This window comes from Mycobacterium heidelbergense (assembly GCF_010730745.1).
Classification (GTDB): domain Bacteria; phylum Actinomycetota; class Actinomycetes; order Mycobacteriales; family Mycobacteriaceae; genus Mycobacterium; species Mycobacterium heidelbergense.
On sequence record NZ_AP022615.1, the window covers coordinates 4010339 to 4025826 of the forward strand.

16 protein-coding genes are annotated in these 15488 nt (G+C 69.9%); 7 read left to right on the top strand and 9 right to left on the bottom strand.

Translation table 11 applies throughout. The features are described from left to right. Nucleotides 1–15: 15 nt before the first annotated feature. From G6N25_RS18765 to G6N25_RS18775, 3 genes are all read right to left on the bottom strand, one after another. Nucleotides 16–555 carry an ester cyclase gene (locus G6N25_RS18765; protein ID WP_083074474.1) on the bottom strand — a complete coding sequence of 180 codons (540 nt, stop codon included), beginning with the start codon at nucleotides 553–555 and terminating at the stop codon, nucleotides 16–18. Between the two features lie 149 nt (nucleotides 556–704). Further along, complete coding sequence (locus tag G6N25_RS18770; RefSeq protein WP_083074424.1) at nucleotides 705–2003, bottom strand: cytochrome P450; 1299 nt, start codon at nucleotides 2001–2003, stop codon at nucleotides 705–707. A 16-nt stretch (nucleotides 2004–2019) separates the two neighbouring features. Further along, nucleotides 2020–2370 carry an MmpS family transport accessory protein gene (locus G6N25_RS18775; protein ID WP_083074423.1) on the bottom strand — a complete coding sequence of 117 codons (351 nt, stop codon included), beginning with the start codon at nucleotides 2368–2370 and terminating at the stop codon, nucleotides 2020–2022. A gap of 94 nt (nucleotides 2371–2464) precedes the next feature. On the opposite strand from G6N25_RS18775, the gene G6N25_RS18780 reads away from it, so the two are divergent. Further along, nucleotides 2465–3550 (top strand): NAD(P)H-dependent amine dehydrogenase family protein, encoded by a 1086-nt coding sequence (locus G6N25_RS18780; protein WP_083074422.1) that lies wholly within the window; start codon nucleotides 2465–2467, stop codon nucleotides 3548–3550. Between the two features lie 129 nt (nucleotides 3551–3679). Then, complete coding sequence (locus tag G6N25_RS18785; RefSeq protein WP_083074421.1) at nucleotides 3680–5389, top strand: Hsp70 family protein; 1710 nt, start codon at nucleotides 3680–3682, stop codon at nucleotides 5387–5389. 18 nt (nucleotides 5390–5407) lie between these two features. Here the strand turns inward: G6N25_RS18785 and G6N25_RS18790 are convergent, their stop codons facing one another. From G6N25_RS18790 to G6N25_RS18800, 3 genes are all read right to left on the bottom strand, one after another. Further along, nucleotides 5408–5761: a hypothetical protein gene (locus G6N25_RS18790; RefSeq protein ID WP_083074420.1), complete on the bottom strand. Its 354-nt coding sequence runs from the start codon at nucleotides 5759–5761 to the stop codon at nucleotides 5408–5410. 166 nt (nucleotides 5762–5927) lie between these two features. Next, on the bottom strand, nucleotides 5928–6545 hold the full coding sequence (locus G6N25_RS18795) for an MBL fold metallo-hydrolase (RefSeq protein WP_083074419.1): 618 nt from the start codon (nucleotides 6543–6545) through the stop codon (nucleotides 5928–5930). Continuing rightward, nucleotides 6542–7627, bottom strand: coding sequence for an S-(hydroxymethyl)mycothiol dehydrogenase (locus G6N25_RS18800; protein ID WP_083074418.1), 1086 nt, complete (start codon nucleotides 7625–7627; stop codon nucleotides 6542–6544). The genes G6N25_RS18795 and G6N25_RS18800 overlap by 4 nt, the downstream gene beginning before the upstream one ends. 116 nt (nucleotides 7628–7743) lie before the next feature. On the opposite strand from G6N25_RS18800, the gene G6N25_RS18805 reads away from it, so the two are divergent. The 3 genes from G6N25_RS18805 to G6N25_RS18815 all read left to right on the top strand — a co-directional run bounded on the left by G6N25_RS18805 (nucleotide 7744) and on the right by G6N25_RS18815 (nucleotide 10246). Further along, nucleotides 7744–8763, top strand: a complete 1020-nt coding sequence (locus tag G6N25_RS18805) for a class I SAM-dependent methyltransferase (protein WP_142272662.1) — start codon at nucleotides 7744–7746, stop codon at nucleotides 8761–8763. Next, a complete protein-coding gene (locus G6N25_RS18810) occupies nucleotides 8760–9584 on the top strand; it encodes a serine hydrolase domain-containing protein (protein WP_083074416.1) in 825 nt (274 codons plus the stop codon). The genes G6N25_RS18805 and G6N25_RS18810 overlap by 4 nt, the downstream gene beginning before the upstream one ends. A 149-nt stretch (nucleotides 9585–9733) precedes the next feature. Continuing rightward, nucleotides 9734–10246: a DUF3145 domain-containing protein gene (locus tag G6N25_RS18815; RefSeq protein ID WP_083074473.1), complete on the top strand. Its 513-nt coding sequence runs from the start codon at nucleotides 9734–9736 to the stop codon at nucleotides 10244–10246. Here G6N25_RS18815 and G6N25_RS18820 read toward each other — a convergent pair. From G6N25_RS18820 to G6N25_RS18830, 3 genes are read right to left on the bottom strand one after another with little or no spacing between them, the layout of a single operon-like run. Further along, nucleotides 10243–10761, bottom strand: coding sequence for an Rv2253 family sensor-like surface protein (locus G6N25_RS18820; RefSeq protein WP_083074472.1), 519 nt, complete (start codon nucleotides 10759–10761; stop codon nucleotides 10243–10245). The genes G6N25_RS18815 and G6N25_RS18820 overlap by 4 nt on opposite strands. Nucleotides 10762–10815: 54 nt before the next feature. Continuing rightward, nucleotides 10816–11730: a diacylglycerol kinase gene (locus G6N25_RS18825; RefSeq protein WP_083074415.1), complete on the bottom strand. Its 915-nt coding sequence runs from the start codon at nucleotides 11728–11730 to the stop codon at nucleotides 10816–10818. 6 nt (nucleotides 11731–11736) lie between these two features. Further along, the gene (locus G6N25_RS18830) at nucleotides 11737–13317 is read right to left on the bottom strand and encodes an FAD-binding oxidoreductase (protein ID WP_083074471.1); all 1581 of its coding nucleotides are present in this window, start codon (nucleotides 13315–13317) and stop codon (nucleotides 11737–11739) included. A 47-nt stretch (nucleotides 13318–13364) separates the two neighbouring features. Between G6N25_RS18830 and G6N25_RS18835 the strand changes: the two genes are divergently transcribed. Further along, entirely contained in the window at nucleotides 13365–13934 is a 570-nt protein-coding gene (locus G6N25_RS18835; RefSeq protein WP_083074414.1) for a TetR/AcrR family transcriptional regulator, read from the top strand. Then, a complete protein-coding gene (locus tag G6N25_RS18840; protein WP_083074413.1) occupies nucleotides 13931–15466 on the top strand; it encodes a glycerol-3-phosphate dehydrogenase/oxidase in 1536 nt (511 codons plus the stop codon). Before G6N25_RS18835 ends, G6N25_RS18840 begins: the two co-directional genes overlap by 4 nt. Nucleotides 15467–15488: the final 22 nt, after the last annotated feature.

Consider the following 15488-nt stretch of genomic DNA (forward strand, 5'->3'; position numbering starts at 1 on the left):
GGTTAGTGCCGCAGTCTACGCAGAAGCCAGTGCCGGGTCGGGCTTTTCCGACGACATCGACAGGAACCCGCGCACGCAGCGCGCGGCCAGCAACCAGTTCGCCGGCTTCCTCATGTCCAGCCCACCGAGGAGTTGTTTGATCATCGTCAGTGTGTCGAAGTAAATGCGTTCGCACACAAGCGTTTCCGTGTTGTCAAACACGAAGTAGGCGGTCATGCGGACCCGGAAGCGGCTGCCGGTGGGCGGCACCTTGCCCAGGTAACCGCGATGGGTGCCCATGAGCCAGAACTCGACGATCACCGCGTCGGCGCTGTGCCGCAGCGCGATGATCTCGTGGTCCTGATCGGGAAACGCGGTTCGCGTGTAGGCGTAGTAGCCGCGCACCGCCTGCTCGCCGTCGTGGACGACCATCTGCGGGATCAGCTCGTAGCGCGGATGCGGGAAGGTCGACAACACGTCGTCCCAGGCGTGGCGGACCTCGTCGTGGAAGTGGTCGAGCACGAGTTTCTGGCGGGCGGCCAGCACCTCGGGCGGGGGAAACGCGGGAAGGGTCACCTCGCGAGCGTAAACCTGCGCGTTTCCCACCGCGAGCAGTCGCAGAATCGCACGATTCGCGGCTGCGCAGTGCGATTCTGCGTCTGCTCGCGGGGAATGGGTGCGCGGGGAATGGCTCGCGGGGAATGGGTGCGCGGGGAATGGGTGGGCTAACCCCGCGGGGGAGTCCAGGCGACCGGCAGCCTCTTGATGCCGTGGATGAATTGCGACAGCAGCCGCGCCGGTTCCTCGACGGCGACGATGTCGGGTATCTCGCGGCGCAATTCGTCGAAGACGACCCGGATCTCACGACGAGCCAGGTTGGCGCCCAGGCAGAAATGGGCACCCCCGCCGCCGAAGCCGAGATGCGGATTGGGGTTGCGGGCCACGTCAAAGGTCCAGGGATCGGCGAACTTTGACTCGTCGCGGTTGGCCGAGTTGTACCAGAGCGCCGCCTTGTCGCCGGCCCGCATCTCGACGCCGCTCAGCTCGATGTCCCGGGTCAGCGTGCGTCGCATGTACACCACCGGCGAGGCCCATCGCACGATCTCCTCGACCGCGGTGGGCGTCAGGCGGTCGAAGTCGGCCCACCACTTGTCGCGCTCCGAGGGGTAGCGGGACAGGGCCAGCACGCCGTGGCTGATCGCGTTGCGCGTCGTCTCGTTGCCGGCCACCACCAGCAGGATGAAGAACGACGCGATCTCCTGTGACGTCAGCCGGTCGCCGTCGACCTCGGCTTCCACCAGGCTCGTGGTCAGATCGTCGTGATGGTTGGACCGACGGTCTTCGGCCAGCGCGACGGCGTAGGCGCCGATCTCCATCGAAACCTGAAGGAACTCTTCGAAATCGAGGGTCAGATCGGGGTCGCCGAACCCGAGAATCACGTTGGTCCAGTGGAAGACGCGCTGATGATCCTCCTCGGGAATCCCCATCATGTCGCAGATCACCTGCAGCGGCAGCGGCCCGGCGAGCTCGCTGACCAGGTCGGCCTCGCCGCCGGGATGGTTGGCGGTCAGCGAGGTGACCAGCCGGTGGGCCCGCTCGCGCACCGACGCCTCGATGCGGGCCACCACCTTCGGGGTGAACGCGCGGCTGACGATCGAGCGCAGCCGCTGGTGTCGCGGGTCGTCGAGCACGATCATCGAACCGAAGTACTCGGCCAGCTCCGGCGTCTGTTCGGCGATCGTGATGCCGCCGGCGGAGCTGAAGATGTCGGGATGGCGGCTGGCGAAGTGGACGTCGTCGAGCTTGGTCAGCGCCCAATACCCGTTGCCAGATTCAAACCCCTCGTACTCGATCGGGGGCCAGAACGAGATCGGGGCCTCTCGGCGCAGGGTGGCGAAAGTGCCGTCGCGAACGTCGTCATCGAGGCCCCAGAACTCCAGCGACTCGAGATGGATGTCGGCGAGCGGGATCTCGGGCGGTGGCGCCCCGTTGGCTCGAGTCGCGATTCCGGTCCTGACGCTCACCTGAGTCCTCCCGCCGTCAGTGCGTACATACGGTTCTCGCGGGCGTTCCCACCGTCGCCGTCGCATCGCTCACCACGTTGCCGTCGACCAGGATCTTGCACGAGATGGGTCCCGGGCCCTGGGCGCTGATGACGAAGACCTGGCCGCCGAAAGCGGCGAACTCCGTCGACCACGGCAGTTTCGCGTTCACCGCGCGCCGCTGACCGGCGTCGGTCTGATACGAGATGTATTCGGCGACGGGGGAGCCGCCGCTGACCTCGTAGCGCACCGTGGGAAAGTCGTTCGCCGCGTTGGCCACCCCGCACACGCCGGTAAGCCCGATGCCGATCGCGAACAGGATCGAGGACCCGCGCAGATGACTGGTCATGGTTGTCCATCGTGTCACCAGGAGCGACGTGGTGCTAGGGGTCACAGGTCCGCGGGCTTAGTGTGAAGCGGGGGTAACGATCGGGAAGGTGGCTATGTCGGAAAGCGACTCAAAGCGTGTGGTGGTCTGGGGCACCGGCTTCGTCGGCAGGATGGTGATCGCCGAGATCGTCAGGCATCCGCTGTTCGAGTTGGTCGGCGTCGGCGTCAGCAACCCGAACAAGGTCGGCCGCGACGTCGGCGACATCTGCGGGCTGCCCGAGCCGGTGGGCGTGATCGCCACCGACGACGTCGACGCCCTGATAGCGCTCAAGCCCGACGCGTTGGTGCACTACGGCCCCACGGCGATGCACGCCAAGGAGAACATCAGGCTGATCACCCGCTTCCTGCGGGCCGGCATCGACGTGTGTTCGACGGCGATGACGCCGTGGGTCTGGCCGACCATGCATCTCAACCCGCCGAACTGGATCGAGCCCATCACCGAGGCCTGCGAGGCGGGCGGATCGTCGTGCTTCACCACCGGCATCGACCCGGGATTCGCCAACGACCTGTTCCCCATGACGCTGATGGGCCTGTGTTCCGAGGTGCGGCGGGTGCGCGCGTCCGAGCTGCTGGACTACACCAACTACGAAGGCGACTACGAAGTCGAGATGGGCATCGGCCGGGAACCCGAATACAGCCCGATGCTGGAAAACCGCGACGTGTTGATCTTCGCCTGGGGCGCCACCGTCCCGATGATCGCGCACGCCGCCGGCATCACGCTCGACGAGATCACCACCACCTGGGACAAGTGGGTGACGCCCACCGAGCGCAACTCCGCCCGTGGCGTCATCAAGCCCGGACACGTCGCCGCCGTCCGGTTCACCATCAACGGGGTCTACAAGGGTGAGACGCGCATTCAACTCGAGCACGTCAACCGCATCGGGCTCGACGCGGCGCCCGACTGGCCGTCGGGCCACGACAACGACGTCTACCGGGTGGACATCGAAGGGACCCCGAGCATCTTCCAGGAGACCGCGTTCCGGTTCACCGACGGCTCGGGCCGCGACGCCGCGACGGCCGGGTGCCTGGCGACCGGGATGCGGGCCCTGAACGCGGTCCCGGCGGTCAACGACCTGCGGCCGGGCTGGGTCACCCCGCTCGACCTTCCGCTGATCGCCGGGGCGGGCAACATCCGCTGAGCGGGTCGCATAGCTGCGGCCCTGCCGTCACACAGCGCACGCATAGCCGACGCCGTAAAAGGCTATAGGTAATAGCGGCACAATCGGGAGGATGCGGGCACCGCGCCGCTGAACACGGGGATTGGACACATGGCCGACGAAGCTAGGCCCGCGCTGGGCCTGTCGATTGGCGCCACCAACCTGGCGGCGGTAACCGCGGACCTCGCGATCGTCCGCAAGCCCGTCCTGACGCTGTATCGCCAACGGCCGCCCGAGGTCGGCGTGCCGCCGGAAAACCCCAGGCTCGACGAGCCGGGCCTGGTCATCACCGACTTCGTGGACCGGGTCGGAGACCCGGTCGGAATCGTGGCGGCCGACGGTTCGGTCCACCGCAGCGAGGCATTGGTCGCCGACGGGCTGCGTGCCCTGGCCTACGCCGCCACCGGTGGACGGGGCCTGCCCGACGGCGTCGCGGTGACCTATCCCGCCCACTGGTCCGCCACGTCGGTGGACGCCATGGGCGGCGCACTGAACCGGGTACCCGAATGGTCGGAACGCGCGCGGCCGCCGCTGCTGATCCCCGATGCGGCCGCGGCGCTGTTCGCCGCGCGGACCAACCCCGGCATACCCGCCCGCGGGACCGTGGCGGTGTGCGATTTCGGCGGCAGCGGCACCAGCATCACGTTGATGGACGCCGCCGGTGACTACGAGCCCGTGGCCCCGACCGCGCGGCACCACGACTTCTCCGGCGACATGATCGACCAGGCGTTGCTGACCGCCGTCATAGCCAATCTGCCGGGCATGTCCGGCACCTCGGCGATCGGCCCGCTGAGCCGGCTGCGGACCGGATGCCGAAGCGCCAAGGAGCAGCTTTCCTCAACCACGGCGACCACGCTCGGCGACATCCGGCTTACCAGGAGCGAACTGGACGACGCGATCCGCGCGCCGCTGAACGGCCTCGTGGCGCTGCTGGATGAAGCGTTGCGGCGCAACGGGATTCGCGATCTCGTCGCGGTCGTTTCGGTGGGCGGTGGAGCGAACATCCCGGCCGTGACCACGACGCTGTCGGGGCATTTCCGGGTCCCGGTGGTCACCACCCCGCGTCCGCAACTGACGGCCGCCATCGGTGGCGCCCTGCGGGCGGCGCGCGGCCCCGACGACAACAGCGCGACGGCGCTGACCCCGGCCGCCTCGGCGACGGCGACGGACCTCGCTCCGCTGGCGCGGGCGGTGCGGGCGCAGCCTCCGGTCGAAGGTGCGGTCTCGAGCATGATGCCCGCGCTGGCCTGGTCGGAGGCCGACGGATCGCGGGCCATGCCCGCCGGCACGGGCGAATATCCGAAGCCGGGCGGATCCGGCTACACCTCGGCCCGTCCGGCGGTGAAGTTCGAGCAACCGGCGCGCCCGCCTTCGGAACCGAAAAAGAGGCCGATCATTCCCTGGTCCCGGGTGCCGGGGGTGGCGATCATCGGCACGGCGGTCGCGCTTCTGCTGGTCGGGACCGCGCTGGCGATCGCGTTGAGCTCCGGCGACAATCCCGCGACGACGCCGGGAACGAGCACGACGCCGGCTGCCCCGGGGCCGCCGCCCAACGGCGGAACTTCGCAGCCCGCCCCGGCGCCCCCGTCACCGCAGCCGCCCCCGTCGTCGACCGCCGACACCAACCCGCCGGCCACCACGGATACGCCGACGACCGCCGTCCCGCCGGCGGCTCCCCAGGGCCCGGTGACCGAGGCCCCGGCGCCGCCGGCCGCCCCGGCCGTTCCACCGATCCCGCAGATCCCGCCGATTCCCCCGATCCCGCGAATCCCCGGACTCGGCGAAATCCCCGGCCTGGGCGTCCTCTCGGGCGCCCACTAAGCCGAATTAGCAGTCGGCTCAGCGCTTTTCGCCCTTGTTCTCCGCGGCCGAGACCTTCTTCAGCTCCTCGTTCAGCGCCTTGTCCTTCTCGACCTGGCCCTTCCCGGATTGGGCGTCGCCGGCTTCGGCCTTCGCGTCCGAGCCCGCGTCGTCGGGGACTCCGTATTTGGGGTTGCCGTCCTCGTCCAGCCAGTCGTTGACCGCCGTGCCCGAGACCATTCCGCCGGAACCCGGCAGCACCAGGGTGGGCCGGTCTTGGTAGGCCGTCATCATCTCGGCGGCCTTTTGTCTGTCCTGTTCGTCCGGCTCCGGCTTTTCGGTCGCCCGCTGATCGCCGTGTTGGCCGGCCGCTTCGTCGTCCTGCACCGTCATGCACCTACCCCCTACCGTCGCAGTCGCGACTATTACCGGGATTACCCCCTTCGGGATGGTGCCGAAACTGCCGCGAGCGCTTGACCACCTCTGCCGCGAGGGTGCGTGTTTGCACACGACACGCCGCTTCCGGCTGGCATTCTGCGCACGCTCGCGCCAGGCAGGCTCAGTGGCCCCGGGTCACCCACTCCTCGTAGTGGACGATCTCGTCGCCGACGGTGGTGCTGTCGCCGTGGCCGGTGTGGACGACGGTGTCGCCGGGCAGCGTGCCCAGCCGGCCCGAGATGGACTGCAGGATCGTCGGGAAGTCGGAGTACGAGCGGCCGGTGGCGCCCGGGCCGCCGGAGAACAGCGTGTCGCCGCTGAACACAACCGCGAGCTCAGGCGCGTACCAGCACACCGACCCGGGGGAATGGCCCGGGGTGTGCAGCGCCCGCAGCTCCGTGCCGGCGACGCTCAACCTGTCGCCATCGGAAACGGCACGAAAGCCCTTGTCGGGGTGGGTCATTCGCCACAGCACCTCGTCGCCGGGATGCAGCAGCACCGGCGCGTCGAGGGCCTCGCCCAGCTCGGGCGCCACGGTGACGTGGTCGTTGTGGCCGTGCGTGCACACCACCGCGACCACGTTGCGGCCGCCGACGGCGGCCAGGATCGGCTCGGCGGCGTGGGCGGCATCGAAAACCACCACCTCGGAGTCGTCGCCGACGATCCAGACGTTGTTGTCGACTTCCCAACTGCCGCCGTCGAGTTCGAAGGTCCCATGCGTGACGACCCGATCAATCACAGGATCACCACCGAACGCAGCACCTTGCCGCCGTGCATCCCGTGGAACGCCTCCTCGACGTCGTCGAGCCCGATGCGTTCGGAGACGAACTTGTCCAGCGGGAGTCGGCCCTGCAGGTACAGGTCGATCAGGGTGGGGAAGTCGCGTTCGGGCAGGCAGTCGCCGTACCACGACGACTTCAGCGACCCGCCGTGGCTGAAGAAGTCCACCAGCGGCATGTCCAGGCGCATGTCTGGGGTCGGAACACCAACCAGCACAACGGTTCCGGCCAGATCGCGGGCGTAGAAGGCCTGCTTCCAGGTCTCCGGGCGGCCCACGGCGTCGATCACCACGTCGGCGCCGAACCCGTCGGTGAGGTCTTGGATGGTCTTGACGACATCGAATTCCCGGGCGTTGACGGTGTGCGTGGCGCCGAACCTGCGGGCCCAGTCCAGCTTTGTGTTGTCGGTGTCGACCGCGATGATCCGCCTGGCGCCGACGAGCGCGGCCCCCGCGATCGCGGCGTCGCCCACGCCGCCGCAGCCGATCACGGCGACGGTGTCGTCGCGGGTGACCGCGCCGGTGTTGATCGCGGCGCCCAGCCCGGCCATCACCCCGCAGCCCAGCAGGCCCGCGACCGCGGGATCGGCCTGGGGATCGACCTTGGTGCATTGGCCGGCGTGCACCAGCGTCTTGTCGGCGAAGGCCCCGATGCCCAGGGCCGGGGTGAGCTCGGTGCCGTCGGTCAGTGTCATCTTCTGTGCGGCGTTGAAGGTGTCGAAGCAGTATTGCGGCCTGCCGCGTTTGCAGGCCCGGCACTGGCCGCACACGGCGCGCCAGTTCAGGATCACGAAGTCGCCCGGCTCGACGGCCGTCACGCCCGGCCCGACCGCCTCCACCCGGCCGGCCGCCTCGTGGCCGAGCAGGAAGGGGTACTCGTCGTTGATGCCGCCCTCGCGGTAGGTCAGGTCGGTGTGGCACACCCCGCAGGCGATGACGTCGACCACCGCCTCACCGGGGCCGGGGTCCGGGACGACGATGTCCACCACCTCGACGGGTTCACCCTTCTTGCGTGAAATCACTCCGCGCACTGTCTGACTCATGGGCTCCAACCTACTGGCCGTCGCCATACATCTCTCGGCGGGCTGTCCACCCATGAGCCGGTGTAGCGTCCCTGGGCGTGACGGCTTTGGAGACCGCCGAACAGTTCACCGAAAGAATGGTCGCGACCATCGACGGCGCCAGTCTGGTGCTCCTGCTGAGCCTTGGGCATCAGACGGGTCTGCTGGACACGATGGCCGGGCTGGGGCCCGCCACCAGTGCGCGGATCGCGGAGGCCGCAGGCCTCAACGAGCGCTACGTCCGGGAGTGGTTGGGCGGCATGACCACCGGCCGCGTCGTCGACTACGACCCGGCGACCGCCGCCTACGCGCTGCCCGCCCACCGCGCGCGCGTGCTGACCCGCGCGTCTGGGCCCGACAACCTCGCCGTGGTCGCACAGTTCGTGCCGCTGCTCGGCGAGGTCGAACAAAAAATCGTCAGGTGTTTTCGGGAGGGCGGCGGCCTGCCCTACAGCGAATTTCCGCGCTTCCACGCGCTGATGGCCGAGGAAAGCGGTGCGGTGTTCGACAGCTCGCTCGTCGACGTCGTGCTGCCGCTGGTCGACGGCCTCCCGCAGCGCCTGCGCTCCGGGGCCGACGTCGCCGATTTCGGTTGCGGCAGCGGTCATGCCATCAACGTGATGGCGCGGGCGTTCCCGGCGAGCCGGTTCACCGGCATCGACTTTTCCGACGAGGCCATCGCGGCCGGCATCCGGGAGGCGGCTCGCCTCGGCCTGACGAACGCGGCCTTCGAAAGCCACAACCTGGCCGCGCTGGACAAGGCGGCCGCCTACGACGTCATCACCGTGTTCGACGCCATCCACGATCAGGCGCAGCCGGCGCGGGTGCTGGAAAACATCCATCGCGCCCTGCGCCCCGGCGGAGTTCTGCTCATGGCCGACATCAAGGCGTCGAGCCGGCTCGAGGACAACGTCGGCGTCCCGATGAGCACCTACCTGTACACGACCTCGCTGATGCACTGCATGACGGTGTCGCTGGCGCTGGACGGCGCCGGCCTCGGGGCGGTCTGGGGAACCCAGCTGGCCACCCAGATGCTCGCCGACGCCGGCTTCGGCGACGTGCGGGTGGCCGAGGTCGAGTCGGACCCGATCAACAACTACTACATCGCCACGACGTGACGCGCGCCGCTCTCGACGCACTCGACGACTGGCCGGTCCCCGCCGCGGCCGCCGCGGTGATCGGCCCGACCGGCGTGCTGGCCTGTCACGGCGACACCGGGCGGGTGTTCGAACTGGCATCGGTGACCAAGCCGCTGGTGGCGCGCGCCGTGCACGTCGCCGTCGAGGAGGGGGTCGTCGAACTCGACACCCCGGCCGGCCCGCCCGGCTCCACCGTCCGGCACCTGCTGGCGCACGCGTCGGGCCTGGCGATGCACTCCGATCGCGTGCTGGCCAAGCCCGGCACCCGGCGGATGTACTCCAACTACGGCTTCACCGTCCTGGCCCGGACGGTGGAGCGGGAGTCGGGCATCGAGTTTGGCCGCTACCTCGTCGAGGCGGTCTGCGAACCGCTGGCCCTGGGTAACACCCGGCTGAACGGCGGCGCCGAGGCGGCCGGGTTCGGGGCGACCTCGACGGTCGCGGATCTGGCGGTCTTCGGCCGTGACCTGCTGCGCCCGGCGACGGTCTCGCCGCAGCTGCACGCCGAGGCGACGGCGGTGCAATTTCCCGGCCTGGACGGCGTGCTGCCCGGATACGGCGTCCAGCGGCCCAACGACTGGGGGCTGGGCTTCGAGATCAGGGATACGAAATCGCCACACTGGACGGGCGCGCGCAACTCGGCGCGAACCTACGGCCATTTCGGCCAGGCAGGCGGCCTCATCTGGGCGGATCCCGAGGTGGGGCTGGCGCTGGTGGTCCTCACCGACCGGGATTTCGGCGAGTGGGCGCTGCGGCCGTGGCCGGCGATTTCCGACGCGGTGATACGCGAGTACGGCTAATTCGCACCACACACTAGCGCAACATGGGTATCACAGGGCACAATAGACACGCAGGGCACAAACATCGCAAATACTCACAAGCTCTCTCGCTTATCGGATCCGCCAGGTCGTTGGGGAAGACGTCCCTCGTGGAACCGAAGGAGCAGGAGATGCGTGCGTCGAACCAATTCGCCGACGTGACGACGGGCGTGGTGTATGTCCACGCCTCGCCCGCGGCGGTATGCCCGCATGTCGAGTGGGCGCTGTCGTCGACCCTGCAGTCCAAGGCCAACCTGGTGTGGACGCCGCAGCCCGCGATGCCGGGACAGCTGCGCGCGGTCACCAACTGGGTCGGGCCGGTGGGCACCGGCGCCAGGCTGGCCAACGCGCTGCGCTCCTGGTCGGTGCTGCGTTTCGAGGTCACCGAGGACCCCAGCCCGGGAGTCGACGGCCAGCGGTTCAGCCACACCCCGCAACTGGGCCTATGGAGCGGGTCGATGAGCGCCAACGGCGACGTCATGGTCGGCGAGATGCGGCTGCGCGCGATGATGGCCCAGGGCGCCGACACGCTGGCCGTCGAGCTCGATTCGGTGCTCGGGACCGCGTGGGACGAGGCGCTCGAGGTGTATCGCGACGGCGGCGACGCCGGCGAGGTGACCTGGCTCAGCCGCGGCGTCGGTTAGACGACCTCCGGCTGCACCGGGGTGGCCGACACCGGCATGTCGACGTTGCCCCGGCACGCGCCGCTGAGGATGACGGTGCGAGAAACACCTGTTAGGGCGCCATTCGCCGCGGGCGTGTAGACCGTGACGGATTTCGCCGGGTCGTGTTCGACCGCGCCGTTGACCAGCAGGCAGTCGAAGTTCCCGCTCGTTTGCTGCACCCACTGGGACCCGTTCCAGGTGTATTGGACGGATCGCGGCATGTACTGGTTCTTGGGCGCCGGCGGGTTGGCGACCGTGGCGACGCAGACACCCGTCGAGCAGCTCGACGTGAACGAGTAGCTGGCCCGCTGCGCGTATTCGGGCTGGCGGGCCACCGCGCTGGTGCCGGTCTTCTGGTTGGCGGAGAAGGTGAGCAGATACTGCCCGTTCCAGGCCGACGCCCCGCTGGCGGACGCCGTCGGCGCAAGCCCCACCAATCCGCACAGCCCCGCGGCCGCCGCCACGAATAGCCCGATCCTGCGGTGTCCCGACATTTTGCCTCCCCGAAAGAACATCACGCCAAGATGTCGTTTCGGACGCGGAAGTCGTTACATACGGGTTGGGCGAAGAATCTGCAGGGCGGCGGGCACCGCGGAGATCTCGGCGGGCAGCGGACACGCGAAGTCGCCGTCGGCGTACACGTTGATGCCCGGGCACTCGACGTGGATTGAGGCGGCGCGCGCCGTGCTCACCTCGGGGAGGTCGACGTGCGTGCCCTTCATCACGGTGGGGAACAGGCGGACCAGCTTGGTCCGGGACGCCGAATGCGCCATGGTGATGTCGAGCAGGCCGTCGGTGGGATCGGCGTTGGGGCAGATCAGCAGCCCGCCGCCATAGCTGCGGGTATTGCCGAAGGCCGCGAGCGTGATGTCGGCGTCGATCTCCCGGGTCCCGTCGAGCACCATCCGGAACGGCAGCAGCCGCAGCCGCGAGAGCTCGGCGAGCATCGCGACGTAGTAGCGCAGCCGCCCGTGGGGCCAGCTCATCCGGTTGGCCCGATCGGTCACCAGGGAGTCGAACCCGGCGGCCGCCACCGTGCCGAACCACTTGTTGATGCCGTCGCCGTCGCGAATTCGGCCGAGGTCGATGGTCTCCGTCCAGCCGTCGATCACGATGTCCGCGGCGGCCTCGGGATCCTTCGTCGGGATGCCGAACTCACGCGCGTGGTCGTTGCCGGTGCCCGCCGGGATGATGCCCAGCGGAACGTCGGTGCCCGCCAACACCTGCAGCGCGTTGGAGACGACGCCGTCGCCGCCGGTGACCATGAGCGCGTCGGTGCCCCGGTCCAGGGCCGCGGCGGCGAGGTAACGCGCGTCTTCCGCGTCGTCGCCAATGATCTCGACGACCTCGATACCCCGATGCCGCAGCCGCGCGATCGCGATCTGCGCCGTGCGCACGGCGGTGCCATGGCCCGAAACGGGATTGGTCAGCGCGGTGACCTTGCCGATTTCGCGCTTAGGCATGGCGGGTCACGGAATCAGCTTGCCGGGGTTGAGGATTCCGGCGGGGTCCAGCGTCGACTTGACCGCGCGCAACACCCGCACACCCAGCTCGCCCACCTCGTCGCGCATCCAGGGCCGGTGGTCGGCGCCGACCGCGTGGTGGTGGGTGATGGTTCCGCCGGCCGCCACGATGGCGTCCGACGCGGCCTTCTTGGCGGCCCGCCACTGCTCGATCGGATCGCCCCGCTGCCCGGCGACGACGGTGAAGTACAGGGAGGCGCCGGTGGGATAGACGTGCGAGATGTGGCACATCACCAGCGCCGGTGTTCCGCTGTCGGCCAATGCGTTGGTGAGCGCCTGTGTGACGGCGGCTTTGAGCGCGGGGACGTTGGACCAGTCGGTGGCCGTCTCGAGGGTCTCGCAGAGCGCGCCCGCCGCCAGCAGCGAGTCGCGCAGGTACGGCGCGCCGAACCGGCCCCGCTCCCAGGCGCGCGCCGGCCCCTCGCCCAGCGAGGTGCCACCGTGGGCCGCCAGCAGCGCGCCGGTCTCGGTATGCCGGCTCTCGACGTGTTCCCTGGTGCCCTCGAACACGGTGATCCCCAGGCATCCGCCGGCGATCCGGCTTTCGCCGATGGCCTCGGTGGTGGCGAGGTTGACGCCCGTCTCCGCCTCGTCGGAAAGCCGGATGACGGTGGGGCCGGTGGCGTTCTGGGTGACGGCGCGTAGGGCCGCCGCTCCCGTCGTGAAGTCGGGGAACGACCACGCCTCGTAGCGGACGGCCTCCGGGATCCGGTGCACGCGCAGCCGCACTTGGGTGATGACGCCGAAGGTCCCCTCCGAGCCGAGCAGCAGCTCGCGCAGGTCCGGGCCCGCCGCCGATTCCGGCGCGCGCCCCAGATCCAGCGTGCCCGCGGGGGTGACCATCCGCAGCCCGGTGACCATGTCGTCGAACCGGCCGTAGCCGGCCGAGTCCTGTCCGGACGATCGCGTGGCGGCGAACCCGCCGATCGTCGCGTACTCGAAGCTCTGCGGGAAATGCCCCAGCGAGAAGCCGCGTTCGCCGAGCAGGCGTTCGGCGTCGGGCCCGGTCACCCCGGCGCCGAGGACGGCCTGGCCGGACACTTCGTCGAGGTCGAGGAGCTCATCGAAGCGGCGCAGGTCGAGCGACACCACGGCTTCGAACCCGCCGCGGGTGGGGTCGAGCCCGCCGACCACGCTGGTGCCGCCGCCGAACGGGATCACGGCGATGCGGCGCTCCGAGCAGTGGCGCAGGATCGCGGCGACGGCGTCCTCGCCGCCGGGCAGCACGATGGCGTCGGGCGCGTCCTGCACGCCGGTGTCCTTGCGGCGCAACAGGTCCAGGGTGGACTTGCCGCCGGCGTGCAGCAGCCGGTCGCGGTCGGCGGTGCGGCAGTACTCGGCGCCGACGATCCCGGCCAGCGCGTCGCGGTCGGCTTGTGCCAGCGCCGAGGGGCGCAGCCGCACCTCGTCCGCGTCGAGTTGAGGCTCCTTTGAATCCTCAAGGCCGACAGCCTGTTTCAGCAACGCGCGGATGCCGTCGGACAGGGGCTTGGCCGCCGCGGGGTCCCCCCACGCGTCCCACTTCATCGGCGGCTGGAGGTCCCCGGGCTGGGTCATGCGTTACAGTATTACACATGCTGTCAATCAGTAATGCCGGTGTGGACACCGGCGAGCGGATCCTCGCGGCGGCGGCCAGCTGCGTGGTCGATTTCGGGGTCGACCGGGTGACCCTCGCCGAGATCGCCCGGCGCGCGGGCGTCAGCCGGCCGACCGTCTACCGCCGCTGGCCGGACACTCGGTCGATCGTGGCGGCGCTGCTGACCCAGCACATCACCGGCGTGATGCGCGATGCGCCGTTGCTCGGCGACGACCGGGAATCCCTTGTGCGACAGATCGTTACGGTGGCCGACGTGCTGCGCCGCGACGAACTGGTGATGTCGGTGCTGCACTCGGCGCTGGCGCCGACCTACATCACCGAACGCCTGGGGACCAGCCAGCAGATGTTGATCGACGCCCTGGCCGACCGGCTGCGGGCGGCCCAGCGCCACGGCAGCGTCCGCCCCGGCGACCCGCTTCAGATGGCCACCATGGTGTTGCTGATCACCCAGTCGACCATTCAGTCCGAACGGATCGTCCGGCCGATCCTCGACGCCGACGCGCTGGCCGTCGAACTCGCCCACTCGCTGAACGGGTACCTGTCGTGACCTCGGCGGCCCTGAACGCCGCCCGCCGGGCCGCGGACTTGACCGCGCTCGCCGAGGGCGCGCCGGTGGACGTCGTCGTGATCGGGGGCGGCATCACGGGCGCCGGGATCGCCCTGGACGCCGCGTCGCGCGGCCTGCGGGTGGCGTTGGTGGAAAAGCGCGATCTGGCGTTCGGCACCAGCCGCTGGAGCTCGAAGCTGGTGCATGGCGGCCTGCGCTATCTGGCGAGCGGTGACGTGGGCATCGCGCGGCGCAGCGCCATCGAACGCGGAATCCTCATGACGCGCAACGCCCCTCACCTCGCCCGCGCGATGCCGCAGCTGGTCCCGTTGCTGCCGTCGATGGGTCACACCAAGCGGGCGCTGGTGCGCGCCGGATTCCTGGCCGGCGACGCGTTGCGGATGCTGGCGGGGACGCCGGCCTCGACCCTGCCCCGGTCGCGCCGGATTCCGGCGCGGCGGGTCGTGGAGATGGCCCCCACGGTTCGGCGCGACGGCCTGGCCGGTGGCCTGCTGGCCTACGACGGGCAGTTGATCGACGACGCCCGGCTGGTCATCGCGGTCGCGCGCACCGCGGCCCAGCACGGCGCCCGGATTCTGAGCTACGTCGCGGCGTCCGAGGCGACCGGCACGTCGGTGCGGTTGACCGACCGGCGCACGGGACAGTCGTTCGAGGTGTCGGCCGGCGCGGTCATCAACGCGACCGGGGTGTGGGCGGGGGAGGTCGACGGGTCGCTGCGGCTGCGGCCCAGCCGCGGGACCCACCTCGTCTTCGATGCCGGCGCCTTCGGGAATCCCACTGCGGCCCTGACCATTCCGATTCCCGGCGAGCTCAACCGCTTCGTGTTCGCCATGCCCGAGCAGCTGGGCCGCGTCTACCTCGGGCTCACCGACGAAGCGGCCCCCGGCCCGATTCCCGACGTGCCGGAGCCGTCGTCGGGGGAGATCGCCTTCCTGCTGGACACGGTCAACACCGCGCTGGGGGCCGCGCTGGGGGCCGCCGACGTGATCGGTGCCTACGCCGGGTTGCGGCCGCTGATCGACACCGGCGAGGGCCGCACCGCCGACGTGTCGCGCGAGCACGCCGTGGTCGAAGGGCCGTCCGGCGTCATCAGCGTGATCGGCGGAAAGCTGACCGAATACCGTTACATGGCACAGGATGTCCTGGACCGTGCCGTGGGATTGCGACGCCTGCGCGCCGCCGGCTGCCGGACCCGGAACCTGCCGCTGATCGGGGCGCCGGCCAATCCCGGGCCGGGGTCTCGGTCCGGCGCCGGTCTGCCCGCGTCCCTGGTCGCGCGCTACGGCGCCGAGGCTTCCCACGTCATCGCGAGCGCTCGCTGTGAGCGCCCCACCGAGCCGGTCGCCGAGGGCATCGACGTGATCCGGGCCGAGTTCGAATACGCGGTGACGCACGAGGGCGCGCTCGACATCGACGACATCGTCGACCGGCGGACCCGGATCGGGTTGGTGCCGCGCGATCGCGAGCGGGTTGTCGCGGTGGCCGAGGAGTTCCTGGCGTTGCTGGGCTGATCGCCGTGCTTGCGGCCGGGTT